At 69.4% G+C, this 24,337-nt stretch carries 20 protein-coding genes; 16 read left to right on the plus strand and 4 right to left on the minus strand.

Translation table 11 applies throughout. The annotated features are described in order from the left end of the window. Positions 1-18 precede the first annotated feature (18 nt). Both RU09_RS03035 and hrpA read right to left on the minus strand, forming a co-directional pair. A complete protein-coding gene (locus tag RU09_RS03035) occupies positions 19-963 on the minus strand; it encodes a quinone oxidoreductase family protein (RefSeq protein ID WP_052492839.1) in 945 nt (314 codons plus the stop codon). Positions 964-972: 9 nt separating this feature from the next. Further along, positions 973-4,863 (minus strand): ATP-dependent RNA helicase HrpA, encoded by a 3,891-nt coding sequence (hrpA, locus tag RU09_RS03040; RefSeq protein WP_042537352.1) that lies wholly within the window; start codon positions 4,861-4,863, stop codon positions 973-975. A 25-nt stretch (positions 4,864-4,888) separates the two neighbouring features. Here hrpA and RU09_RS03045 point away from each other — a divergent pair, with 25 nt between their 5' ends. From RU09_RS03045 to RU09_RS03075, 7 genes are all read left to right on the plus strand, one after another. Next, positions 4,889-6,076, plus strand: coding sequence for a heparan-alpha-glucosaminide N-acetyltransferase domain-containing protein (locus tag RU09_RS03045; RefSeq protein WP_231567455.1), 1,188 nt, complete (start codon positions 4,889-4,891; stop codon positions 6,074-6,076). Further along, a complete protein-coding gene (locus RU09_RS03050) occupies positions 6,073-6,909 on the plus strand; it encodes an aldo/keto reductase (RefSeq protein WP_042537356.1) in 837 nt (278 codons plus the stop codon). The genes RU09_RS03045 and RU09_RS03050 overlap by 4 nt, the downstream gene beginning before the upstream one ends. 76 nt (positions 6,910-6,985) lie before the next feature. Continuing rightward, positions 6,986-7,555, plus strand: a complete 570-nt coding sequence (gene msuE / locus RU09_RS03055; RefSeq protein WP_042537450.1) for an FMN reductase — start codon at positions 6,986-6,988, stop codon at positions 7,553-7,555. A 37-nt stretch (positions 7,556-7,592) separates the two neighbouring features. Next, positions 7,593-9,392 carry a thioredoxin domain-containing protein gene (locus RU09_RS03060; protein ID WP_042537358.1) on the plus strand — a complete coding sequence of 600 codons (1,800 nt, stop codon included), beginning with the start codon at positions 7,593-7,595 and terminating at the stop codon, positions 9,390-9,392. Between the two features lie 217 nt (positions 9,393-9,609). After that, positions 9,610-10,683: a histidinol-phosphate transaminase gene (hisC, locus tag RU09_RS03065; RefSeq protein WP_042537360.1), complete on the plus strand. Its 1,074-nt coding sequence runs from the start codon at positions 9,610-9,612 to the stop codon at positions 10,681-10,683. Further along, positions 10,680-12,089, plus strand: a complete 1,410-nt coding sequence (locus RU09_RS03070; RefSeq protein WP_042537363.1) for an amino acid permease — start codon at positions 10,680-10,682, stop codon at positions 12,087-12,089. The genes hisC and RU09_RS03070 overlap by 4 nt, the downstream gene beginning before the upstream one ends. 2 nt (positions 12,090-12,091) lie before the next feature. Continuing rightward, on the plus strand, positions 12,092-12,571 hold the full coding sequence (locus RU09_RS03075; protein WP_042537365.1) for an Lrp/AsnC family transcriptional regulator: 480 nt from the start codon (positions 12,092-12,094) through the stop codon (positions 12,569-12,571). Positions 12,572-12,575: 4 nt separating this feature from the next. Here the strand turns inward: RU09_RS03075 and RU09_RS03080 are convergent, their stop codons facing one another. Beyond that, positions 12,576-14,129, minus strand: a complete 1,554-nt coding sequence (locus RU09_RS03080) for a dolichyl-phosphate-mannose--protein mannosyltransferase (RefSeq protein WP_042537367.1) — start codon at positions 14,127-14,129, stop codon at positions 12,576-12,578. Positions 14,130-14,177: 48 nt separating this feature from the next. Here RU09_RS03080 and rsmI point away from each other — a divergent pair, with 48 nt between their 5' ends. The 3 genes from rsmI to RU09_RS03095 are packed head-to-tail and all read left to right on the plus strand — an operon-like array spanning position 14,178 to position 16,772. Continuing rightward, the gene (gene rsmI / locus RU09_RS03085; RefSeq protein ID WP_042537369.1) at positions 14,178-14,996 is read left to right on the plus strand and encodes a 16S rRNA (cytidine(1402)-2'-O)-methyltransferase; all 819 of its coding nucleotides are present in this window, start codon (positions 14,178-14,180) and stop codon (positions 14,994-14,996) included. After that, positions 14,996-15,616, plus strand: a complete 621-nt coding sequence (locus tag RU09_RS03090; RefSeq protein ID WP_042537372.1) for a class I SAM-dependent DNA methyltransferase — start codon at positions 14,996-14,998, stop codon at positions 15,614-15,616. The genes rsmI and RU09_RS03090 overlap by 1 nt, the downstream gene beginning before the upstream one ends. Before the next feature lie 49 nt (positions 15,617-15,665). After that, the gene (locus tag RU09_RS03095) at positions 15,666-16,772 is read left to right on the plus strand and encodes a LacI family DNA-binding transcriptional regulator (protein ID WP_042537374.1); all 1,107 of its coding nucleotides are present in this window, start codon (positions 15,666-15,668) and stop codon (positions 16,770-16,772) included. Positions 16,773-16,789: 17 nt separating this feature from the next. Here RU09_RS03095 and RU09_RS03100 read toward each other — a convergent pair whose 3' ends face one another. After that, positions 16,790-17,158: a VOC family protein gene (locus RU09_RS03100; protein ID WP_042537376.1), complete on the minus strand. Its 369-nt coding sequence runs from the start codon at positions 17,156-17,158 to the stop codon at positions 16,790-16,792. 62 nt (positions 17,159-17,220) lie between these two features. On the opposite strand from RU09_RS03100, the gene RU09_RS03105 reads away from it, so the two are divergent. The 6 genes from RU09_RS03105 to RU09_RS03130 all read left to right on the plus strand — a co-directional run bounded on the left by RU09_RS03105 (position 17,221) and on the right by RU09_RS03130 (position 24,334). Next, a complete protein-coding gene (locus RU09_RS03105; RefSeq protein ID WP_042537379.1) occupies positions 17,221-17,673 on the plus strand; it encodes a MarR family winged helix-turn-helix transcriptional regulator in 453 nt (150 codons plus the stop codon). A 179-nt stretch (positions 17,674-17,852) separates the two neighbouring features. Next, on the plus strand, positions 17,853-19,517 hold the full coding sequence (locus RU09_RS03110; RefSeq protein ID WP_228385543.1) for an ABC transporter substrate-binding protein: 1,665 nt from the start codon (positions 17,853-17,855) through the stop codon (positions 19,515-19,517). Then, positions 19,514-20,494, plus strand: coding sequence for an ABC transporter permease (locus tag RU09_RS03115; RefSeq protein WP_042537382.1), 981 nt, complete (start codon positions 19,514-19,516; stop codon positions 20,492-20,494). The genes RU09_RS03110 and RU09_RS03115 overlap by 4 nt, the downstream gene beginning before the upstream one ends. Further along, positions 20,491-21,405 (plus strand): ABC transporter permease, encoded by a 915-nt coding sequence (locus tag RU09_RS03120; protein WP_042537384.1) that lies wholly within the window; start codon positions 20,491-20,493, stop codon positions 21,403-21,405. The genes RU09_RS03115 and RU09_RS03120 overlap by 4 nt, the downstream gene beginning before the upstream one ends. 5 nt (positions 21,406-21,410) lie before the next feature. Then, entirely contained in the window at positions 21,411-23,132 is a 1,722-nt protein-coding gene (locus RU09_RS03125; RefSeq protein WP_156145860.1) for an ABC transporter ATP-binding protein, read from the plus strand. Between the two features lie 32 nt (positions 23,133-23,164). Next, complete coding sequence (locus RU09_RS03130) at positions 23,165-24,334, plus strand: glycoside hydrolase family 1 protein (RefSeq protein WP_042537386.1); 1,170 nt, start codon at positions 23,165-23,167, stop codon at positions 24,332-24,334. The last annotated feature ends 3 nt before the right edge of the window (positions 24,335-24,337 follow it).

The following is a 24,337-nucleotide window of genomic DNA, read 5'->3' on the forward strand; positions in this document are numbered from 1 at the left end:
GCGCCTGGTCCTGAGGCTTTACGGAATCAGCACGATCTTGCCCGAGGCGGTGCCGGACTCCATGAGCTCATGGGCCTGCGCCGCCTCGGCGAGCGGCAGCTCGGGTCCGAGCTCGATGACGAAGTCGCCGGCCGCCAGCAGCTCGACGGTCGCGCCCAGCGCCTCGGCCCGCCACGCGAGCTCCTGCTCGGAGAGCGGGGTGGGGGAGCCGCCGGAGAAGGCGCGGATGCCGAACGACGCGGCATCCGGGCCGCGCACGATCGTCGCGATGCGGTCGCGGTCTGCGACGAGCTCGAGCGAGACGTCGATCGCCTCGTCGGTGCCTGCGCAGTCGAGGACGACGGTCACGCCGTCAGGAGCGGCCTCGCGCACTCGTTCGAGCAGCCCGTCCCCGTAGGCGACGGGTGTGGCGCCGAGTTCGCGCAGCTGATCGTGTCGAGCAGGGCTGGCGGTGGCGATCACGGTGGCGCCCCAGGCGACGGCGAACTGCACGGCCGCCTGGCCGACCGAGCCGGAGCCGCCGTGCACGAGCAGCACGTCGCCTTCCGCGAGCCCGAGCGAGCGGAGGGCCTGATAGGCGGTGCCGGCCGGGATGCCGATGCCGGCGCCCTCGGCCGCGGTGACCGCATCGGGCAGCGCCACCATCTTCTCGACCGGCACGGCGAGCAGGCTCGCGTAGGTGCCGAGGGTGTCGCGGATGGCCACGCGGTCGCCCACGGCGAAGCCGTCGACGTCGTCGCCGAGCGACTCGATCACCCCGGCGCCGTCGAAGCCGACGGCGCGGGGCTCGGTGATCGGCGGCGATGGCCGCTTCGCGCTGCGCAGCTTGGCGTCGATCGGGTTGGCCCCTGCCGCTTCGATGCGCACCACGGCCTCGCCGTCGAGCGCGATCGGATCGGGGACCTCGATCAGGTGCAGCACATCAGGGGAACCGAACTCTGTGTAGACGATCGCGCGAGCCATGCCCTCAGGCTACCCCCGGGATGCCAGCACCTTCATGATGCGCTGCGGCGAGACGGGCTGGGCGGTGCCGAGCCGCTGCGCGAACACGCTCACGCGATACTCCTCGAGCAGCCAGCGGGTCTCGACGAGCGCAGCGGGGGCTCCGGGCTCGAGCGGGATCGTCCCACCGGCATCCTCGAACACCTTCGCCATGCGCTCGAACTCGCTCATGCGGGTGCGGTCCTTGCCCGGTTCGTTCGCCAGGGTCTTCAGCCGGTCGAGCATCCCGTCGAGGTACCGGGGGAAGTGCGCGAGGCGATCGACGCCCGCGGCAGAGACGAAGCCCGGGTGCAGGAGGCCGGAGAGCTGCGTGCGGATGTCGTTGAGCGGCCCGAGCAGAGCGAGCGAGTTCTGCGACCTGATGCCGCGCTCGACGTCACGCGCCTTCGTGAGGATGCGGGCGACGAGCGAGACGCAGGCGAACAGCTCGTCGACGAGGGATGCCGAGACGGCGTCGCGCACGCGCTCGAACTCGACCTGGGTGCGCACGATCCCGCCGGGAGCCTCGCGGTCGATCAGCTTCTGCACCACGGCGGCACGGCAGTCCTCGATGAGGGCCGCCGCGGACTGATACGGCGACGCGGCGAGTGCGAGCTTCTCCTGGCTGGTGAGGTGCTGCTGCACATACGACGAGGGCGAGGGCACGCCGAGCAGCACCAGTCGCTGCACGCCCGCGCGAGTGGCCGTGATCGCAGCGTCGGCTGTCGATTCCACGCGCACCGAGACGGTCTTGCCCTGATCGACGATCGCCGGATAGCCGCGGACGACACCGCCGGCGACGCGGGTGTCGAGCACCTCGGGGAGCTCGCCGAACGTCCAGGCGGTGAGGCCTTCCTGCTCGATGGAAGCGGCGGCCGCCGCTGCCGGCTGCGGACCCTTAGAGGGCCCCGGTCGGCGGGGCGGGGCTGCGATCGACCGGGCAACGCTGCTGCGGGCCCGATCGGCGAGCTCCGCCTGCAGGGTGCTGAGGTCGCGGTTCGATCCTGCGACGCGTCCGCGCTCGTCGACGGCACGGAAGTTCATGCGCAGGTGCGCCGGCACCCGGTCGTCCTCGAAGTCCGCCGCGGACACGAGCTGATTCGCGAGGGGCTGGATGAGGCGTGCGAGCGCCTCTTTCAGCGTGCGGTTCGGGAGGCCGCCGTGCGACTCCGGCCCGTCTCCGGCGAGCTCGACCCCGAACTTGTCGGCCCAGTCGGCCGCGGGCACCACATGGCGGCGGATCGCCTTCGGCAGCGCGCGGAGCAGTCCGGTGACGAGTTCCGCTCGCAGGCCGGGTACCTGCCAGTCGAACCCGCGATCCTCGATCTGCGCGAGAAGGGGGAGCGGGATCACGACGCTGACGCCGTCGTCCGCGGCTCCCGGTTCGAAGCGGTAGGCGAGTCCGAGCACCTGATCGCCCTGGGTCCATCGGGTGGGGAACTCGCTCTGATCCGCTCTGCTCTCGTCGTCGAGCAGGTCCGCCTCGCGCATCACGAGCAGCTTCGGTGTGGCGGCCAGGGTCTCGCGCCACCACTTCTCGAACGAGCGCACGTCGAAGACGTCGGCCGGGATGCGCTCGTCGTAGAAGCGGAAGACCGCCTCGTCGCCGGCGAGGATGTCGCGGCGGCGTTCGCGCTCCTCGAGCTTCTCGAGGCGCTTGCGCAGCTCGGCGTTGCTGCGCCAGAACGCGCTGACCCGCTTGTCGATGCGGGTCGGGTCCCACTCGCCCTCGACGAGCGCATGCCGCACGAACATCTCGCGCGAGGCTGCGCGGTCGATGCGGGCGAACTGCACGCGACGGCGGGGGATGATCTCGACCCCGAACAGCGTCACCTTCTCGTAGGCGACAGCGGCCCCCGCATCCTTCGACCAGTGTGGCTCGGTGATCTGGCGCTTCGCAAGGTCGCCCGCGAGCGCCTCGGCCCAGGCGGGATCGATCGCGGCGACCGTGCGGGCGTAGGTGCGTGAGGTCTCGACGATCTCGGCGGCCATGACCGCCTGCGGGGCCTTCTTGCGCAGCGCGGAGCCGGGGAAGATCGAGAAGCGGATGCCGCGGGCGCCGCGGTACTCCGCCATCCTCTTCTTCTTGGGATCGATGCCCTTGCCGGTGTTGCGCTCGTCGAGGATGCCGATCTGCGACAGCAGACCCGCGAGCAGGGCGCGGTGGATCGCCTCCGGATCCGCGCTGCCCGAGCGCCCTGAGTCCTTGTCCTTGACCAGCGACCGCAACTGGCGATGCACGTCGAACCACTCGCGTACGCGGACGTAGTTGAGGTGCTCCGACCGGCAGAGTCGACGGAAGGCGCTCGAGCCGAGTTCGCGCTGCTGCTCTCTGAGGTGGTTCCAGAGGTTCAGGATCGAGAGGAAGTCGCTCGTCGGGTCGGCGAATCGCGCGTGCATCCGGTCGGCCTCGTCGCGCACGCTCTGGGGAGCCTCCTGCGACGGACGCTCGCGCACGTCCTGGATCGACATGCCGGCGACGATCGCGAGAACGTCGCGCGTGACATCCGCCCCGCCGGGCCGGCCGGCCTCGATGAGCATGCGGGCGAAGCGGGGGTCGATCGGGATGCGCGAGATGTCCCGGCCGATGCGGGTGAGGCGAGGGGTGTCGCCGCTCCCGGTCACGGCGCCGAGTTCGGTGAGCAGATCGACGGCGGCCTTCACGCCGCGGGAGTCCGGCGGAGTGAGGAACGGGAATGCCGTGATGTCGCCGAACCCGAGCGACAGCATCTGCAGGATGACCGAGGCGAGCGACGTGCGCAGGATCTCGGGCTCCGTGAACTCCGCCCGACTCTCGAAGTCCTCCTCGCTGTAGAGGCGGATCGCGATGCCGTCGCTCGTGCGCCCGGCACGGCCGGAGCGCTGGTTCGCGGATGCCTGCGAGATCGCCTCGATCGGCAGCCGCTGCACCTTCGACCGGTTGCTGTAGCGCGAGATGCGCGCGGTGCCGGTGTCGATCACATAGCGGATGCCGGGAACCGTGAGGCTGGTCTCGGCGACGTTCGTGGCGAGCACGACGCGGCGCCGCACCCCGGCGACGCGGCTCTTCTCGAACACCCGGTGCTGCTCGGCGGCCGACAACCGGCCGTACAGCGGCAGCACCTCGGTGGGGGAGCGATCCTTCGAATAGGCGCCGCGCACGGCATCCGCCGCGTCCCTGATCTCGGCCTCGCCCGGCAGGAACACGAGCACGTCGCCCGGTTCCTCGCGGTCGAGCTCGCGCAGCGCGGCGACGATCGCGGTGACCTCGTCGGCCTCCTCGGCGTTCTCCGTCTCGTCCGTCTGGGCCCGATAGCGGATCTCGACGGGGAAGGTGCGTCCCGACACCTCGATGACCGGCGCAGGCACGCCGTCGGGCGAGGCGAAGTGCCGGGCGAAGCTCTCGGGGTCGATCGTCGCCGAGGTGATGATCACCTTGAGATCGGGGCGCTCGGGGAGGATTCGCACGAGGTAGCCGAGCAGGAAGTCGACGTTGAGCGAGCGCTCGTGCGCCTCGTCGATGATGATCGTGTCGTAGCGACGCAGCAGCCTGTCGCGGTGGATCTCGTTGAGCAGGATGCCGTCGGTCATCAGCGCGATGCGCGTCTCGTCCGACACCTTGTCGGTGAAGCGCACCTTGTAACCGACGAGGGTGCCGAGCTCGACCTGCAGCTCCTCAGCGACGCGTTCGGCGATCGTGCGGGCGGCCAGTCGACGGGGCTGCGTGTGCGCGATGCGCTCGCGCCCGAGGTCGAGGCAGATCTTCGGAAGCTGAGTCGTCTTGCCCGACCCGGTGGCTCCGGCGACGATGACCACCTGGTTGTCGCGGATGGCGTCGGCGATCTCGTCCCGCGCAGCGCTGACGGGCAGCTCGGGAGGATAGAAGATCACGGGGGAAGGCATAGAACTCCCATCGTACGATTCATCCGTGAGCACTGTGTCGAAGCCCCTTCCTGCAACGCGGTGGTTTCGTGAGTTCGGGCGGCCCCCGCGCATCCTCGGCCTCGACGTCGCCCGAGGCCTCGCGATCCTCGGCATGGCCGGCGCGCACATCGGCGAGACCGAGGCGTTCGATCCGTTCGACCTGTCGACGTGGACCGACCTGGTGCACGGGCGCTCGTCGATCCTGTTCGCGGTGCTCGCCGGAATCTCGATCGCCTTGATGACCGGGCGCAGCGCTCTTCCGGACCCCGAGCGGATGCCGAGCATCCGCCTGCAGCTCGTCGGTCGCGGAGCGGTGATCTTCCTGATCGGTCTGGCGCTCGAGATGCTGAACACGCCGATCGCGGTGATCCTCGCCCTCTACGGCCTTCTCTACGTGGCCGTCATCCCGTTCCTCCGGTGGCAGCCCTGGAAGCTGCTGATCGCCGCCGGCATCCTGGCGCTCGCGGCGCCGGCCGTGCTCGCGCTGCTGGCCGCCCTCACGCTGTACCCCGCCGGAGCGGGCATCAGCCTCGTGCTCTACGGCTCGTATCCGATCACGGCGTGGCTCGCGTTCGTCTTCGCAGGCATGGCTCTCGGGCGCCTGCACGTCGAGAAGCTCGAGACCGCGGCGATCACGTTCGGCGTCGGCGTGGGGCTCATGCTCGTCGGCTACGGGCTCGGCCTCGTCGGAGGTGTCAGCGGCATCAGATCCTCCTCGTGGATGACAGGCGGAGAGGGCGCCGCAGGATGGAGCACCTACCCCGATGCGCTGGCCGCGGCGGACCCGGCTGGGGCCGTCGTCCGGGCGATCTTCGCCGTGGATCCGCACTCCGGCGGAACGGCCGAGATCCTGGGGTCCGGCGGGTTCGCCCTGTCGGTCATCGCGCTGTGCGTGCTGCTCAGCGGACCGCTGCGCGCGGTGCTGCTTCCGCTGGGGGCGTTGGGATCGATGCCGCTGTCGGCTTACAGCGTGCACGTCGCGTCGGTCGCGCTGATCGCAGGACCCGGCGGCTTCTTCTCGAGCAACGCGTTCTGGGCCGCCACAGCGATCGTGCTCCTTCTCGCCACGACGCTGTGGTCGATCCTGTTCGGACGAGGGCCGCTCGAACGACTCGTCGGCTGGGCTGCGACGAGGATGGCCGCGGTTCCCCCTGGGCCACCTGTCATCACAGGTCGTAGGGTGGGACCATGACGATTCCTGCACTCGAACTGAACGACGGCCATTCCATCCCGCAGCTCGGCTACGGGGTGTTCAAGGTTCCGGCCGACGAGACCGAGCGCGCCGTGAGCGAGGCGCTCGAGATCGGCTACCGCCACATCGACACGGCCGCCATCTACGGCAACGAAGAGGGCGTCGGCGCGGCCATCGCCGCATCCGGCATCGCCCGCGACGAGCTGTTCATCACCACCAAGCTCTGGAACGACCGGCACCACGGCGAGGAGCCGCGTGCGGCGATCGGCGAGAGCCTCGAGAAGCTCGGCCTGGATGCGGTCGACCTCTACCTCGTGCATTGGCCGACCCCGGCCAAGGACGACTACGTGCACGCGTTCGCCAAGCTCATCGAGCTGCGCGACGCCGGCCTCACGCGCAGCATCGGCGTCTCGAACTTCCTGGTGCCGCACCTCGAGCGCGTCGTGGCCGAGACCGGCGTCACCCCGGCGGTCAACCAGATCGAACTGCACCCCGCCTACCAGCAGCGCGACGTCGTGGACTGGGCGACCGAGCACGGCATCCGCATCGAATCGTGGGGGCCGCTCGGCCAGGGCAAGTACGACCTGTTCGGCACGCCGGCGATCGCCGAGGCTGCAGCGGCGCACGGCGTCACCCCCGCCCAGGCCGTTCTGCGCTGGCACCTGCAGAAGGGCTTCATCGTCTTCCCGAAGTCGGTGCGGGCAGAGCGTCTGCGCGAGAACCTCGACGTCTTCGGCTTCGAGCTGACCGACGCCGAGATCGCGAAGATCGACGCGCTCGACCCGCTCGACGGCTCGGGCCGTGTCGGCTCGCACCCCGACGACGTCAACTGAGGCGTCCCGTTTCGACAGATGACGCCCCGTGTCGCTTCGCGCGACACGGGGCGTCGTCGTGAGTAGCGTCAACGGCATGACTGCTCCCTACCGCGTCGTCGCCGTCTCCGGTTCTCTGCACGAGCCCAGCAAGACCACGGCCCTCATCCGTGCGATCGCGGGGGCGATCGCCGAGCGCGCCGAGGTCGAGATCGAGGTCATCGAGCTCACCGACATCGGTCCGTCGCTCGCGGGGGCGCTTCGTCGCGACCAGCTGCCGGCGAGCGTCGAGGAGAAGCTCGTGGCCATCGAGGCGTCAGACCTGCTGATCGTGGGCAGCCCCGTCTACCGCGCGTCCTTCACCGGCCTGTTCAAGCATCTGTTCGACTTCGTCGGCCAGTACGAGCTCGTCGGCAAGCCGGTGCTGCTCGCGGCGACCGGAGGAGGAGAGCGCCACGCGCTGATCATCGAGCACCAGCTGCGGCCGCTGTTCGCCTTCTTCCAGGCGCTGACGCTGCCGCTCGGCGTCTACGCCAGCGACACCGACTTCGACGGCTATGTGATCGCATCCGACGTGCTCCGCGCACGGATCGAGCTCGCCGCAGACCGCGCGCTGCCTCTCGTCGGCTACGCCGCTTCCCGGCCCGTGGAGCTGCTCGTCTCCTGACCGTCTCGTCGAGGCCCGACCGGCGTAGCGTGGGCGTATGACGAACCGGCTCGCCGACACGCTCAGCCCCTACCTCCGTGCGCACGCGGACAACCCCGTCGAGTGGTATCCCTGGGGGCCGGAGGCCTTCGCCGAAGCGCAGCGGCGCGACGTGCCGCTGCTGATCTCCATCGGCTATTCGACATGCCATTGGTGCCACGTGATGGCGAGGGAGTCGTTCGCCGACCCGCACACGGCCGCCCTGATCAACCGCGACTTCGTGGCGATCAAGGTCGACCGCGAGGAGCACCCCGACGTCGACGGTGCCTACATGGCCGCAGCGTCGGCGTTCACGCAGAACCTGGGGTGGCCGCTGACGGTGTTCACGACTCCGCGGGGCCGCACGTTCTATGCAGGCACCTACTGGCCGCCCGAGGCGCGACAGCCGCTGCCCGCGTTCCGCGATGTCCTCGCGGCCGTGAACGAGGCCTGGACCCTGCGCCGGGTGCAGGCCGAGGAGTCGGCGGATGCCGTGACCGATGCGCTCGCCAGAGCGGGGGCCGCCGTGCCCTCGGATCTGCCTGACGCCGCGGCGCTCGCCGGGGCGGCCGAGGCCATCGCTGCACGCGAGGATCGGCAGTTCGGCGGGTTCGGCGGCGCCCCGAAGTTCCCCGTCGCGACGACCCTGGGCCTGCTGCAGACGCCGCTGGTGCGGCGGGAGGCTCCGGATGCCGCGGCCGCGGCCGATCGGGCGCTCGCCGCGATGTCGGCATCCGATCTGCGCGATGCCGACGGCGGTTTCTTCCGCTACGCGACGCAGCGCGACTGGACCGTGCCGCATTACGAGCGGATGCTGACCGACAACGCCCAGCTGCTGCTCGTGGCACTGGATGCGGGGGACGAGTCGACCGCGCGCGGTATCGCGGACTTCCTCGTGGGCACTCTGCGCCGCGAGGGCGGCGGTTTCGGTGCCGCTCAGGATTCGGAGTCGTTGATCGACGGTCAGCGCAGCGAGGGCGGGTACTACCTGCGACCGGTGACCGAACGGGCGGGACTCGAGCCCCCGGCTGTCGACGGCAAGGTCATCACGGGCTGGAACGGGCTCGCCATCGGGGCGCTGGCGCGCGCCGGGTCGAGGCTCGGCGAGCCCACCTGGGTCGCCGAGGCGGAGGATGCCGCGGCATACGTGCTGCGGGTGAACCGCGACACGGCGGGCGCTCTGGTGCGCGCGTCTCTCGACGGCGTCGCGTCGCAGGCCGTCGCGACCTCCGCTGATGTCGCGCTGCTCGCCGACGGGCTGTTCTCGCTCGCCGCCGCGACCGGCGATCCTCGGTGGGCCGTCGAGGCTCGCGACCTGCTCGATGCGGTCCTCTCCGGCATCCAGGGCGATCCGCTGCTCGCTGAGCACGGCATCGCGGCCGCGCCCGATCAGACCGACGGAGACCTGCCTTCGGATGCGGCCGCGGTCGCCGCCGCATCGCTCACGGCCTGGCGGCTCGGTGCAGGGGACCGCTATCGCGGAGCCGCGGCAGCGCGAGTGCGCGAGCACGCCGGCTCGGCGATCGGTCAGCCGTTCGCGCACGGCAGTCTGCTGTGGGTCGCCGCGGGGCTCGTCGATGCCCCCAGGCAGGTCGTCGTCGTCACCGAGGCGCCGCAGGGTGCCCTCGCGTCCGCCGCTCGTCGGGCAGACGCCGATGTCGTCGCGATCGTCACCCCGGAGCAGGCGGGGGCATTCGCGGACGCCGGCTTCGAGCTGTTCGAGGGCAAGGGGAGTGCCGGCGAGCAGGCGTTCGACTGCCGATCGTTCGTGTGCCGGCTCCCCGTGAGCGATCCCGCAGAGCTTCCTCTCGCGCGGTGAGGACTCAGCGAGCGTTGCGCGGGTGTTCCCGCGCGGTGCGCTCGCCCCGCGCTTGACTGTGCAGTCTGCTCGCCGGTTCCGCGATTCCACCCCGCCAGTTGCGCGCGTTGCGCACCGGATGCTGCACCGATTGCCCACCTCTCATCATCCGGTCTAGTGTTGCGCGACAGCAGGCGCCGCCCGGACGCCACCGCATCTCAGCAAGGACGCTCAGACGATGACTCTTCCCACCCGTGCCGGACTCGACGCCGTGCCTGCCTACCGCCAGGGGCGTTCCGCCCCGGCCGGTGCCTCGAAGCTCTCCTCCAACGAGTCTCCGCACCCGCCGCTCCCGTCCGTCGTCGAGGCGGTGCAGCAGCGCCTCGCGACCATCCATCGCTATCCCGACATGAGCGCCGCCGCTCTGCGCGAGCGCCTGGCGGAGCGCTACGGCGTCGAGCCGGCGGCCGTCACCGTGGGTGCCGGGTCCGTCGAGATCGCCTCTCAGCTCATCCACGCGGTGGCCGGTGAGGGAGACGAGGTCATGTTTGCGTGGCGGTCGTTCGAGGCCTACCCGTCACTCGTGCGCATCGCCGGAGCGACTCCTGTCGCGGTGCCGCTGAACGCCGAGCATGCCCACGATCTCGATGCCATGCTCGCCGCGATCACCCCGCGCACGAGGCTGATCTTCGTGTGCAACCCGAACAACCCGACCGGAACGGTCGTCGGAGCGGCAGAGCTGGAGGCATTCGTCGCGGCGGTGCCACGCGACGTGCTCGTCGTGATCGACGAGGCCTACGTGCACTTCGACCGCACGGGGTCGCACGGGGCGGGCGTCGAGCTCTTCCACCGGTATCCGCACGTCGCGGTGCTGCACACCTTCTCGAAGGCGCACGGCCTCGCCGGTCTGCGCATCGGCTACGCACTTTCGCCGCTCGCGGTGGCCGACAGTCAGCGCAAGGTCGCCGTGCCGTTCGGGGTGACCGACCTCGCCCAGGCCGCGGCGCTCGCATCCCTCGATGCGGAGGACGAGCTCGCGGTGCGCATCGACGAGGTCGTCGCGCACCGCGATCGCCTGTGCGCGCTGCTCGTCGATGCCGGCTGGCCCGCCGTCACCTCGCAGGCGAACTTCGTCTGGGTCCCCGCGGGCGACCGCACCGACGAACTCGAGTCCCTGCTGAACGAGGGCGGGGTGATCACGCGGGTCTTCGCCGGTGAGGGGATCCGCATCTCATCGGGTTCAATGGAGGACATAGACCGGGTGCAGTCAGCGCTCCAGGCTGAGACCGCACTGCTGGAGGCACGCGCATGACCGAGGTTCCGACCACGACGACCACGACGAAAGGTCTGCACCCCGGACTGACCCGCCGGCAGATCTCGATGATGGGACTCGGCGGCGCGATCGGCGCCGGGCTGTTCGTCGGTTCGGGCCAGGCGATCAGCATCGCCGGCCCCGCTGTGCTGATCTCGTACCTCGTCGCGGGTGGCATCGTGGTGCTGATCATGGCGATGCTCGCCGAGATGGTCGCCGCCCGGCCGAGCTCCGGTGCCTTCAGCTCGTATGCGCAGAAGGCCATGGGACGCAGCGCCGGCAGCGCCGTCGGCTGGCTCTACTGGATCCAGCTCGTCGTGGTGATCGCGGCGGAGGCGACCGGAGCCGGAGGGATCATCTCGGCGTGGATCCCCGGCATCCCGGCCTGGGCGTGGGTGCTCGTCTTCGTGGTGGCACTGACCGCGGTGAACCTCTTCGGGGTGCGAAACTACGGCACGTTCGAGTTCTGGTTCGCCGCGATCAAGGTCGCCGCGATCATCGTGTTCCTCGTCGTCGGCGTGTGCGCCATCGTCGGCTTCATCCCCGGTGTTCCCGCGACGGGCATCGCCAACCTCGTCGACAACGGCGGCTTCGCACCGAACGGACTGACCGGCATCGCCGCCGCGCTGCTGATCGTGGTCTTCGCGTTCGGCGGCACCGAGGTCGTCGCGATCGCGGCTGCCGAGTCCGACGACCCCGCGCGCAACATCCGTCGGATCGTGCGCGAGGTGCTCGTGCGCATCCTGATCTTCTACGTCGGCTCGATCTTCGTCATCGTGTCGGTGCTGCCGTGGAACGACCCGGCCGTCAAGGACGGACCGTTCTCCGCCGTGCTCGATACCCTGCAGCTGCCCGGCGTCGGGCTCGTGATGGACCTCATCGTGGTGATCGCGCTGCTCTCGGCGATGAACGCGAACATCTACGGCGCATCGCGCATGGCCTACTCGCTCGGGGAGCGCGGTCTGGCTCCGCTCGCTGCGACCCGCACGACGTCGAAGGGCGTGCCGGTGGTCGCCGTGCTCGCCTCCGTCGCGTTCGGCTTCGTCACCGTGGGACTGAACTGGGCGTTCCCCGACGTGGTGCTCCCCGCGCTCCTCAACGTCGTCGGATCCACGCTGTTGGTCATCTGGACGGCGACCGCCGTGTCGCAGATCATCCTTCGCCGTCGTGCCGATCGGGCCGGGGCGGACATGCCGATGCGGATGTGGGGCTTCCCCTGGTTGTCGTGGCTGTGCCTGGCGCTCCTCGCCGGTGTCATCGCGCTCACGATGATCGACGGCGCCGCGCGCGTGCAGCTGCTGCTCACCATCGGCCTGACCGTCGTGCTCCTGATCGTCGCGCGACTCACACGGAACGCCTCCCGCCCCGGTGTCACCAGCGAGCGCGACAGCGCGGTGGTGGACTGACCGTGCACATCGATCGCCTCGACGCCGAGCTCATCCGCATGCTCACCGAGTCGCCGCAGCTGCCGATCCTCGAGTGCGCACGACGTCTGGGGGTCGCCAGGGGCACCGCGACCAGCCGTCTCGCGCGCCTGCATGAGGGCGGGGTGATCGAGGCGATCGTGCCACGTGTCGACCCCGCGGGCTTCGGCTACGGGGTCGTCGCGTTCTGCCTCGTCGAGATCGACCAGAAGGTGGGTCACGATGATGTCGCCACGGCGCTCGCCGATGCGGTGCCCGAGATCGTCGACATGCACACCGTGACCGGTGCGAGCGACATGCAGCTGCGACTCGTCGCTCGCGATGCGACCCAGCTGCAGGAGGTGCTCGATCGGGTGGCTCTCGTGCCGGGGGTCTCGCGCACGGCGTCATCGATCGCGATGCGCACCCACCTGTCGGGGCGCGTGCTGCCGCTGGTCGAGCACGTCGCCGGCGACGCCGGCTGACAGGTCAGATCCAGCCGGGCAGCCAGTTGTGGAGCAGCCAGAAGTCGTAGGGCACGCTCATGCCGGTCCACACCGGGTAGAAGAACACCGAGACGAGCAGAACCACGGCGAGGAAGATCAGCACCGTGCGCTCGCCTGACTGGCGGCGATGCAGGGGATCGTCTCGTCGGCCCGCGATCTGACGCAGAGCGACGGCGAGCGCGATCACGAGGAACGGCGCCATGGCGACCGTGTAGAACTGGAAGATCGTGCGCTCGGGGAACAGCAGCCAGGGCACGTAGGTCGCCGCGAGTCCGACCAGCGGGAACGTGAACGCGGGGCCGACCGGCGTGCGTTCGATCCACCCGCGCACGAGTCGGTAGATCAGGTAGAGGGCGGCGGCGACACCGGCGTACCAGATGATCGGGTTGGGGATCGTCGAGATCACCGCGATGCAGTGGTCGACACCGCAGGGCCCCGGATCGCTGCCCACCCAGACCGCCGTGGGCCGGAGCAGGAGCGGCCACTCCCACGCAGGGCTCGCGTAGGGGTGCCCCTTGCTGAGGCCGACGTGGAAGTTCAGGATCGCCTCGTGGTAGTTCCACAGTGCGATCAGCGGGTTCGGGTCACTCTGACGGGCATAGCCGCCGGCTGTGACGAGCCACCCCGTCCAGCTGACGAGGTAGGTGGCGAGCGCCGGCAGGACCAGCAGCACGAAGGAGACCGGCCCCTGACGGAACGCCGCCGCGGTCGGCCAGAGGACGACTCCGGCGCGGCGTCTCGCCAGAGCATCCGTCACCACCGTGTACAGGCCGAACGCCGCCAGTGCGTAGAGCCCCGACCACTTCACGGCGCAGGCCGCGCCGAGCGCGACACCCGCGGCGATCAGCCAGGGGCGGCGCCAGAGCACGGGACCCCACATCGGCTCGGGGGAGTCGGGGGCGCTGCGTTCGAGCAGAGGTATCGACCGGTCGCGGTCGATCAGGATGAACAGTGCGCCGAGCATCAGGAAGAACGTCAGCGGGCCGTCGAGCAGCGCGGTGCGGCTCATCACGATGCTGAGGCCGTCGATGGCGAGCAGAGAGCCGGCGACGGTGGCCACGACGATCGAGCCGGTCAGTCTGCGGGCGACCAGGTAGGTCAGCAGCACGGTGGCCGCGCCGAGAAGAGCCGTCGCGATGCGCCAGCCCACCGTGTTGTCGGGGCCGCCGACGGCCATCCCCAGGGCGATGAGCCACTTGCCGAGGGGAGGATGCACGATGAACGCCCCTGCGTCCGACAGCGGCAGCTGCTGCAGCGTGATGAACGCCTCGTTCGCGTCCTTGCCCCAGGTGCCCTCGTATCCCAGAGTCCAGAGCGACCAGGCGTCCTTGACGTAGTAGGTCTCGTCGAACGCGAGCTGGTGCGGGTGCCCGAGGTTGACCAGGCGCAGCACCGCAGCCAGGGCGGTCACCACGAGAGGTGCGAACCAGCGCATCATGCGCCCCCAGTCGGGGTCCTGCAGCACGCGGTCGCGCAGTCGCTCGTAGCGCGTCGGTCGCTGCTCGGGGGGAGGCAGCAGGGGCAGGGGCGCGGTCACCGCACCAGCCTAGACACTCCGCCGATGGGGCCCGCCTAAGCTGGGCGGGTGATCATCCTCGCCGCAACACCGATCGGAAACCTGGGGGATGTCTCGCGTCGCCTCGTCGAAGTGCTGGAGAACGCGGAGGTCATCGTCGCCGAGGACACCCGCACCACGCAGAAGCTGATGCAGGCTCTGCAGATCGCGAACCGTCCGCGGCTGATCGCGCTGCACGATCACAACGAGAAGCAGAAGGCGGCAGAGCTCGCGACCCTCGCCATCGAGACCGACGTCGTCGTGGTGAGCGACGCGGGGATGCCGGCCATCAGCGATCCCGGCTACGGTCTCGTCGCCGAAGCCGTCGCGCAGGGCGTGACGGTCACGGCCATCCCCGGACCCAGTGCGGTGCTGATGGCCCTCTCGATCTCCGGGCTGCCGACGGATCGCTTCACCTTCGAGGGGTTCCTGCCCCGCAAGCCGGGGGAGCGGCGGTCGACCCTGCGGGCGCTCGCCGCAGAGCCCCGCACCATGGTCTTCTTCGAATCCCCCGCCAGGCTGGCGTCGTCGCTCGCCGACATGGGCGCTGCGTTCGGTGCCGACCGCCGCATCGCCGTGTGTCGTGAGCTGACCAAGTTCTACGAGGAGGTGCGTCGAGGCACCTCGGCCGAGCTCGTCGAGTGGGCCACGGCGGGGGTCAAGGGTGAGATCGTCGTCGTCGTCGAGGGGGCGCCGCATCGTGAGGCGTCTGCCGAAGACGCGCTCGCTCAGGTGCAGAGCCTCGTCGCATCCGGGGTGCGCCTGAAAGAGGCGTGCGCCGAGGTCGCCGCCGCCACCGGTCTGTCGTCGCGCGACCTGTATCAGGCAGCGCTCGCCGCCCGCAGCTGATGGTGCAGGGCACTGACGCCGCGATCGGCTCCGCCTACGACGCGAGGGCCGCGGAGTACGTCGAGCTGGCCGGCGCGATCGAGCAGATGGATGCACGGGACGCGGCGGTCATCGCTGCCTGGCGTGACGCGACCCCTGGACGGCTGCTCGATGCCGGATGCGGACCCGGGCACTGGACCGGGTTCCTCGGCACGGGCGGGCGCGAGGCGCGGGGAGTCGACCTGTCGGCCGAGTTCATCGCGACCGCGCGGACACGGCACCCCGATGTCCCCTTCGATCTCGGGACGTTCCGCGACCTGCCGCTCGACGGCGGTTCCGTCGGCGGCATCCTCGCCTGGTATTCGCTGATCCATACGCCTCCGGCGGACCTGCCCGAGATCCTCGCCGAGTTCGGTCGCGTGCTGGCACCCGGCGGCAGCATCCTCATCGGATTCTTCGACGGCGAGCCGCGCGAGTCGTTCGCGCACGCCGTCGCTCCGGCATTCTTCTGGTCTGCCGACGCGCTCGCGGAGCTTCTCGCCGATGCAGGCTTCGCGGTCGTGTCCCGTGAGACCCGCGGCCGGGAGCAGGGCGAGATCAGCGCCAGGCCCCACGGCTCGCTCGTCGCGCGCCGACGGTGAGTCTCGCCCCGGGTACCCTGGTGCACACGCAACCGGAGGAGGACCGAGCGTGACCAAGAAGGCGACCGTCTACGACGTCGCAGAGCGTGCGGGCGTGTCGATCGCGACGGTCTCCCGTGTGCTGCGGCAGCCCGATGCGGTGCGTCCGGTCACCCGCGAGCGGGTGCTCGACTCGGTGGCTGCCCTCGGCTATGTGCCCAGCGGCAGCGCGCGCGGCCTGGCCGAACGCCGCACCGGCGTGCTGGGGCTGTACTTCCCGGGCTTCGATGCCTCGGAGGACGCTCCCGTGCTCGATGTGCTCGCCGGGGATCAGGCCGAGGTGCCGCCTTTCACGGTCGAGCAGGCCTCTGCCGACGCGGGGGCGCCGCATCCGACCATGCTCTTCCTCGACGAGGTGCTGCGCGGTGCCGAGCTGGAGGCCTGGAAGCAGGGGTTCGTGCTGATGATCGGCGTCGGGCGGGGCGACCCCGCCCGCGAGACGGTGCGCGACATCGCCGGCCGGGTCGACGGGCTGATGGTGCTGGCGCAGAGCGTGCCGGACGACGTGCTCGCTCGGCTCGCCCAGCGGATCCCCGTGGTTGTGCTCTCGGGTCCGGCGCGGGGTGACAGCTACGACCACGTGACCGTCAGCAACGCCGAGGCGATGTCGGAGCTCACGCGTCTGGTGCTCGCGCAGGCCGACCCGGGAGGCCTCGCCTTCCTCGCAGGCCCCGAGGACTCGCCCGACGGTGCGCAGCGCTGGGAGGGCTTCGCTGCCGCCATAGCCGAGGCGGGCATCGCGGCGGATGATGTGACGGTGCTGCGCGGTGACTTCACGCGCGCATCGGGACGCCGCGCCGCCGAGGAGCTGATCGCCCGCGGCGCACCGGCCGCGTTGGTCGCGGCGAACGACCAGATGGCTCTCGGGGCGATCGATGCGTTCCGCTCGGCCGGCATCCGGGTTCCCGACGACGTGCGGGTCACCGGATTCGACGGCATCGAGGCTGCCGCGCTCTCGCGGCCGACACTGACCACGGTGCGTCAGCCGATGATCGACCTCGGCCGCGCCGCCGTGCAGCTGCTCGCCAGGCGACTGGAGCAGCCGGATGTCGAGCCGATGACGGTGCGCCTGCCGCTGCAGATCCTCGTCCGCGAGAGCTCGCAGCGCCCCGCCTGAGCGGTCCGACGACCCGCTCAGGCGCGATCGTGCAGCGTGATGCGGTAGCCGTCGGGGTCGGCGAACGTGAAGGTGCGGCCGAACGGGCCGTCGATCGGATCCGCGACGATCGTGTGCCCTGCGGCGGCGAGAGCGTCGTGGATCGCCTGCACGTCGCTGGCATGCAGCCAGATCGCGGCGCCGATCCCCGGCTGGTCGACGCCGTCGAGGTCTGTGCCGGGGGCGATATCGCGCGGTGCGAACGCGATGGGTGTGGTCTCGAAGACGACGGCATGCGGCGGGCCCGTCGGCGAGCGGACGAGGCCGAGGTACTGCTCGTAGAACGCCTGGGACGCGGCGAGGTCGCGAGTCTGGAGGGAGATGAAGTCGGGTCCGGTGACGGGCATGATGTGCTCTTTCCTGTGATGTCAGTTATCTGACACGGATCAATGTATGTCAGAATACTGACATGAGTCAAGACGGCGGCGGCATCGACCTCGACACATCGCTCGGATACCTCCTGAAGGAGGCCTCCAGTGCGCTGCGTTCGGCGATGGAGGAGGTGCTGCGTCCGCTCGGCATGACCATCACGCACTACTCGTGTCTCGAACTGCTCGCCCAGCGGCCCGGCCTCTCGAACTCCGAGCTGGCCCGCGGAGCGTTCGTGACGCGGCAGTCCATGAACGTGCTGCTGCAGGCGCTCGAGCGGGATGGATTCGTCACGAGACCGCCCGAGGCTCCGGTGGGCAAGGCGCTGCCGACGACGCTCACGCCGCGGGGGAGGAGCAGTCTGGCGCAGGCCACGACCGCGGTGCGATCCGTCGAGGTGCGGATGCTCGCGGGCATGACCGACGACGAGCAGGCGGCTGCGCTCCGGGCGCTGCGGAGCATGGTGCGCTCGCTGCGCGATTCACCGCGATAAAGACAGGTTTGGCACCGCTCCCATCCTCGTCACGGTGGGGAAGTCGCCCTCGTTGTGCGGTGGTCGAGGGCTTGCGCTCGCAAAATGTATGCGCTTACAATCACTCATGCGGCTTCGGCCGCGGGGCGCCCCGACCCCCGGGACCCCCCTTCATGACACAGACGACATGAGGTGGCAGTGTGGCGAAGACGCACATGCTCCGGCGCTGGCGGAGAGCCGCGATCGTGGGACTGGCGGCAGCAGCCGTCGTGCTCAGCGGTTGCAGCATCCAGATCAGTTCGCAGCCCGATCCATCGATCGGCGACGACACGATGCTCATCAATGCGGACAAGGGGAACCCGTTCTTCACGCGGAACTTCAATCCGTACCTCACCAACACGCGCACGGCGTCGAGGTGGATCTACGAGCCTCTGATCCTGGTGAACCCGCTCGACGGAACCGAGAACCCGTGGCTCGCGAGCGAATGGTCGCAGCCCGACGCCCGCACGGTCGTGATGACGATCCGCGACGACGTCGAATGGAGCGACGGCGAGAAGCTGACGCCCGATGACGTGGCGTTCACCTTCCAGTTGCTGAAGGACAATCCCTCGCTCGACATCAAGGGCGCCTGGCAGCACCTCGAGACCGTCGAGGTCGACGGCGACGACGTCATCATGCACCTTCAGACAGACGACGCCCCGTCGCTGCCGATCCTCGGTCAGACCATGATCGTGCCCGAGCACCTCTGGGCCGACGTGAAGGATCCGGGCACCTACCGCAACGAGAACCCGGTCGGCACCGGACCGTTCGTGCTCGGCAACTACAACGACCAGCAGTACTCGGTCGACAAGAACCCCGACTACTGGCAGGCCGACAAGATCGAGATCGAGCACATCATCCTGCCGTCCACGAACTCGCAGCTCGACACCGTCACCCGCGGCTACGACTGGGCCTACTCGTTCATCTCCGACGTCGAGGGCACCTGGGGTGCGGCCAGCGAGCACAACGCCTGGTGGTTCCCGCCGGGTGGAGTCATCGCGCTCATGCCGAACCTCGAGGTCGCTCCGTTCGACGACGTGAACGTGCGCCGCGGCATCGCCCTCTCGCTCGATCGCGAGGAGATCGCCGAGACCGCATCCGAGGGGTACATGGAACCCGCCGGGCAGACCGGGCTCATCCTCCCCAACCAGGAGGAGTACCTCGATCCGAGCATCCCCGACCAGGGCATGATCACCCAGGACACGGATGCCGCACTCGCCGCGTTCGCCGAGGCGGGGTACACCCTCGACGGTGACCGGCTCGTGGGCGCCGACGGCACGCAGCTCGAGTTCGCGCTGACGACCGCCAACGGCTTCTCGGACTGGACCCGCGCGGCGCAGACCGTGCAGAGCCAGCTCGCAGACGTCGGCGTCAAGGTGACTCTCAAGCTCCCGCAGCCGGCGGGATATCAGAGCGCCATCAGCAACGGCGACTTCGAGATGGCCATCGGCGGCATGGGCAACGGCAACGTCTACCAGGCGTTCAACAACCTGCTCTCGAGCGAGTTCTACGTGCCGTCCGGCGAGGCGACCGCGAACAACTTCGAGCGGTACCGCTCGGACGAGGCCGACGCCCTGCTCAAGGAGTACCGCGAGACCGTCGACCCCGCCCGCCAGACCGAGATCGTCGAGGAGCTGCAGGGCATCGTCTACGACGACCTGCCCGTCATCGGCCTCTACTACGGCGGGATCTGGGGCCTCTTCAACGACTCCAAGTTCACCGGCTGGCCCACAGAGGACGACCCGTACATGATTCCGCAGAACTACGACTCGGCGCCGCTGGGCATCTTCACCCGGCTCGAGCGCGTCAAGGAGGATGACCGATGAAGTACGTCCTCCAGAAGGTCGGCCTGTTCGTGCTCACGCTGTGGGCAGCGATCACGCTGAACTTCTTCCTTCCGCGCCTCATGCCCGGTTCGCCGGCAGACGCCGCGATCGCGAAGCTCTCGCAGAACGGTCCGGTGTCGGATGCGACGCGGGCCGCGATCGAGGCCCAGCTCGGCGTGCCGACCGGATCGATCTGGGATCAGTACGTGGCGTACCTCGGTCAGGTCGCACGACTCGACTTCGGTGTCTCGTACACGTTCTATCCGCAGAGCGTCTCGAGCATGGTCTCGACCGCACTGCCCTACACGATCGGCCTCGTCGGCATCGTCACGATCCTCGCGTTCGTGATCGGCACCCTGATCGGCACCGCCGCGGCCTGGCGCCGCGGCACATGGCTCGACAGCCTGCCGACTCTGACGGGGTCGTTCCTCAGCACCTTCCCGTACTTCTGGACGGCGCTGCTGCTGCTGTTCTTCTTCGGCTACGTGCTGCACTGGTTCCCGACGACGGGAGCGTATGCGGCGACGACCACGCCCGGGTTCACCTGGGACTTCATCGTCGACCTCGCGCAGCATGCGGTTCTCCCCGCGCTGACCATCCTGCTGACCTCGCTCGGCGGGTGGATCATCGGCATGCGCAACGCGATGATCAACACGCTGGGTGAGGACTACGTGACCTTCGCCGAGGCGAACGGTCTGCACGGTCGCACGATCGCCCTCCGCTACGCCGCGCGCAACGCGATCCTGCCGAACCTCACCGGCTTCGGGCTCACGCTCGGCGGTGTGGTCGGCGGATCGATCCTCGTGGAGCAGGTGTTCGGATACCCGGGCATCGGCTATCTGCTCTTCAACGCCGTGATCGGGCAGGACTACCCGCTCATGCAGGCGCTCTTCCTGATGATCACCGTCAGCGTGCTCATCGCCAACTTCCTCGTCGACATCCTGTACGGCGTGCTGGATCCAAGGACCCGCCGATGACCTCCACCATGAATGTCAAGGTTCCCTCCGACCGGATCGCGGCTCCCAGCCCGTGGCGCTCGTTCGCCCGGATGGTGGGCACCCTCTGGTCCAACGGCAAGGCCCGACTGGGCCTCATCATCCTCGGGCTGTTCGTCGTGGTCGCGGTGTTCGCACCGCTGCTCGCCCCGTACGGCCCCAAGGTCAACACGTTCGAGCGCAACGCCGATGCATCGGCCGCGCACTGGCTCGGCACCACCGCTGCAGGCGAGGACGTGCTGAGCCAGCTGATCTACGGTTCGCAGGTCAGTCTGCTGGTCGGCATGGCCGCCGGCATCCTCTCGACGATCGTCGCCGTGCTGATCGGTCTCAGCTGGGGCTACATGCGCGGTTTCCTGGGGGAGGTGGTCGGCTTCATCGTCAACCTCTTCCTCGTGATCCCCGGTCTCCCGCTCATGATCGTGATCGCCGCGTACCTGCAGAACGGCGGCATCCTGATGATCATCGCGGTCATCGTCGTCACCGGGTGGGCGTGGGGCGCGCGCGTGCTGCGCAGCCAGACCCAGTCGCTGCGAGGCAACGACTTCGTCACCTCGGCGCAGTTCTCGGGTGACAGCCGGGCGCGCATCGTGTTCCGCGAGATCCTGCCGAACATGACGTCGATCATCGCCGGCACGCTCTTCGGAGCAGCGACCGCGGCGATCCTCGCCGAGGCCGGACTCGAGTTCCTCGGGCTCGGCGACTCCAGCATCGTCAGCTGGGGAACGATGCTCTACTGGGCGCAGAACTCCAACTCCCTGCTCACCGGGCAGTGGCTGCTGCTGTTCGCCCCCGGTCTCTGCATCGCCCTGCTCGCTCTGAGCCTGACACTGATCAACTTCGGCGTGGACGGCATCTCCAATCCGCGCCTGCGAGAGGGGAAGGGACGATGAGCGCCATGGAAGCGAACACCCCCGCGACCACGAACGACGTCCTGCTCGATGTCCAGGGCCTGTCCGTCGAGTACGCCTCGCCGGGTGCGACGCCGGTCACCGCCGTCGAGAACGTGTCGTTCACGCTGCGTCGGGGCGAGTTCGTCGGCCTCGTCGGCGAGTCGGGCTCGGGCAAGTCCACGCTCGGTTTCGCGCTGACACGGCTGCAGAAGCCGCCGGCTCGCATCAGCGACGGGCGGATCCTGTTCGACGGCCGCGACATCCGCGACCTCGACGCCGAGGAGCTGCGTCGACAGCGTCAGGGCGGGTTCGCGATGGTGCTGCAGTCGGGCATGAACGCGCTGAACCCCGTCCGCACGATCGGCAACCACTTCCGCGACATCTTCGCCGCGCACGGGCATGTGGCCCGAGACGCCCGGGATGCGAGGGCGAAGGAACTGGTCGGCAAGGTGGGTCTCGACCCTCTCGTGCTGTCGCGGTACCCGGGAGAGCTGTCGGGCGGAATGCGCCAGCGCGCGTCGATCGCCCTGGCTCTCTCGCTCGAGCCGCAGCTCATGGTGTTCGACGAGCCGACCACCGCGCTCGACGTGCTCGTGCAGCACGCGGTCATGGACACGATCCGCGACCTGCAGCGCTCCGAGCACTTCACCGCGATCCTCATCAGTCACGACCTCGGCATCGTGCTCGAGGCCACTGACCGCGTGATGGTCATGCACGAGGGGCGGATCGTCGAAGACGCGCCGAGCCTCGACATCCTGCACCGCCCGCAGGACGAGTACACGCGGATGCTGCTGAGCCACTACGCCGACCCGCGGGCCGAGTCGATCTCGATCCCCGGGTTCGTCGACCTCGGCACCCGGCGTCGCGAGGGGCACTCGCGCACCGATCTGACCGAGACCCTGCCCACGGTGTCGCAGCGCGACACCCGACGAGCCGATGCCGCGATCGTGGTCGAGGGCGTCTCCAAGCGCTACCCGGCCCCCCGTCGGGGGGAGAAGCCCGTGACGGCGGTCGACGACGTGTCTTTCCGTCTCGAGCCCGGTGAGGCGCTGGCGCTCGTGGGTGCGTCGGGGTCGGGCAAGTCGACGATCGCGAAGCTCATCACCGGGGTCGAGAAGCAGACCGAGGGCACCGTGCGCTTCGGTGACGTCGACGTCGCGATGCTGGGCCGCAAGGGCCTCCGCGATCTGCGCAAGGACGTGCAGATGGTGTTCCAGGATCCGTATGCCGCGCTGAATCCGCTGCACACGGTCGAGTACGCGCTCAGCCGACCGATCCGCAACTACACGCCGCTGCGAGGGCAGGAGGCGAGAGCCCGCGTGCTCGAGCTGCTCGAGACGGTGGGGCTGACGCCGGTCGAGCAGTTCGCAGCGAAGCTGCCGCACCAGCTCTCGGGCGGCCAGCGTCAGCGTGTCGTCATCGCCCGGGCTCTGGCCAGTGATCCGCAGGTGCTGATCGCCGACGAGCCCGTGTCGATGCTCGACGTGTCGCTCCGAGCCGGCGTGCTCGCGCTGCTCGAGGATCTGCGCGAACGGTGGGGCATCAGCATGCTCTACATCACGCACGACCTGCTCAGCGCGCGTCTCGTCACCGAGAACATCCTCGTGCTCAACAGCGGCCGCGTCGTCGAACGCGGCGAGACATCTCAGGTGCTTCAGCATCCGGAGGACCCGTACACGGTCCAGCTGCTGGATGCGGTGCCGAACCCGGCACGGGCCGAACGCTGACCGAAGACCATCGCAAGACGAAAGGAGCACTCGTGCTCACATTCCCTGACGGCTTTCTCTGGGGCGCTGCGACCGCAGCCCATCAGGTGGAGGGGAACAACACGACCAGCAACTGGTGGGCCATGGAGCATGCTCCCGGCTCGCCCATGGTGGAGCCCTCGGGCGACGCCGCCGATCACTTCCACCGGTACCCGGAGGACATGCGGCTGCTGGCGGACGCCGGTCTGAACTCGTACCGCTTCTCGATGGAGTGGGCCCGCATCGAGCCCGAGCGCGGGTTCGTCTCGCGGGCGATGCTCGATCACTATCGCCGCATGATCGACACGGCTCGCGAGAACGGGCTCGACCCCACGGTGACCCTGATGCACTTCACCGTGCCGCAGTGGTTCCAGAAGGACGGCTTCTGGCGTGCGGACGACGCGGTCGACCTGTTCTCGCGCTACGTCGAGACGGTGCTGCCGATCCTCGAGGGCGTGACCTACGTCTGCACGATCAACGAGCCGAACATCGCGGCGATGCTCGCCGGGGGTGAGGATGCGGCCAACCTCGTCGCGTTCGGACTGCCGAACCCCGACCTCGCTGTCGCCGACACGCTGCTCGACGCGCACCACCGTGCGACCGAGATCCTGCACTCCGTCTCGGGCGTGCAGGCCGGATGGACGATCGCCACGCAGGCCTTCCACTCCACCGGCGAGCCCGGCGCAGACGAGATGCTCGCCGAGTACGGCGACCCGCGCGATCACTGGTACCTCGACCAGTCGGCGGGCGACGACTTCGTCGGCGTGCAGGCCTACACGCGCACCTTCATCGGACCCGAGGGGCCGCGGCCGGTCGCCGACGATGTCGAGACGACGCTCACCGGGTGGGAGTTCTTCCCCGAGGCGCTCGAGATGGGCGTGCGCAGCGCCTGGGAGCGCAGCGGTGGAGTGCCGGTGCTCGTGACCGAGAACGGCATCGCGACCGCCGACGACACTCGTCGCATCGCCTACACGCAGGGCGCGCTCGAGGGTCTGCACCGGGCGATCTCCGACGGCATCGAGGTGAAGGCGTACCAGCACTGGAGTGCACTCGACAACTACGAGTGGGCGAGCGGATTCCGTCCGACCTTCGGCCTGATCGGCTTCGACCACGAGACGTTCGAGCGCTCGCCGAAGCCGTCGCTCGCCTGGCTCGGCGAGGTCGCGCGTCGTAACGGGCTCTGAGCC

Origin of the sequence: Microbacterium sp. MEJ108Y (assembly GCF_000834175.1) — a bacterium.
GTDB lineage: Bacteria > Actinomycetota > Actinomycetes > Actinomycetales > Microbacteriaceae > Microbacterium > Microbacterium forte.

What these genes read in the sequence shown, in the direction of transcription:
- RU09_RS03035 (WP_052492839.1), bottom strand. Translation starts at nt 963, where the DNA reads ATGGCTCGCGCGATCGTCTACACAGAGTTCGGTTCCCCTGATGTGCTG.
- hrpA (WP_042537352.1), bottom strand. Translation starts at nt 4,863, where the DNA reads ATGCCTTCCCCCGTGATCTTCTATCCTCCCGAGCTGCCCGTCAGCGCT.
- RU09_RS03050 (WP_042537356.1), top strand. Translation starts at nt 6,073, where the DNA reads ATGACGATTCCTGCACTCGAACTGAACGACGGCCATTCCATCCCGCAG.
- msuE (WP_042537450.1), top strand. Translation starts at nt 6,986, where the DNA reads ATGACTGCTCCCTACCGCGTCGTCGCCGTCTCCGGTTCTCTGCACGAG.
- RU09_RS03060 (WP_042537358.1), top strand. Translation starts at nt 7,593, where the DNA reads ATGACGAACCGGCTCGCCGACACGCTCAGCCCCTACCTCCGTGCGCAC.
- hisC (WP_042537360.1), top strand. Translation starts at nt 9,610, where the DNA reads ATGACTCTTCCCACCCGTGCCGGACTCGACGCCGTGCCTGCCTACCGC.
- RU09_RS03070 (WP_042537363.1), top strand. Translation starts at nt 10,680, where the DNA reads ATGACCGAGGTTCCGACCACGACGACCACGACGAAAGGTCTGCACCCC.
- RU09_RS03090 (WP_042537372.1), top strand. Translation starts at nt 14,996, where the DNA reads ATGGTGCAGGGCACTGACGCCGCGATCGGCTCCGCCTACGACGCGAGG.
- RU09_RS03100 (WP_042537376.1), bottom strand. Translation starts at nt 17,158, where the DNA reads ATGCCCGTCACCGGACCCGACTTCATCTCCCTCCAGACTCGCGACCTC.
- RU09_RS03105 (WP_042537379.1), top strand. Translation starts at nt 17,221, where the DNA reads ATGAGTCAAGACGGCGGCGGCATCGACCTCGACACATCGCTCGGATAC.
- RU09_RS03115 (WP_042537382.1), top strand. Translation starts at nt 19,514, where the DNA reads ATGAAGTACGTCCTCCAGAAGGTCGGCCTGTTCGTGCTCACGCTGTGG.
- RU09_RS03120 (WP_042537384.1), top strand. Translation starts at nt 20,491, where the DNA reads ATGACCTCCACCATGAATGTCAAGGTTCCCTCCGACCGGATCGCGGCT.
- RU09_RS03125 (WP_156145860.1), top strand. Translation starts at nt 21,411, where the DNA reads ATGGAAGCGAACACCCCCGCGACCACGAACGACGTCCTGCTCGATGTC.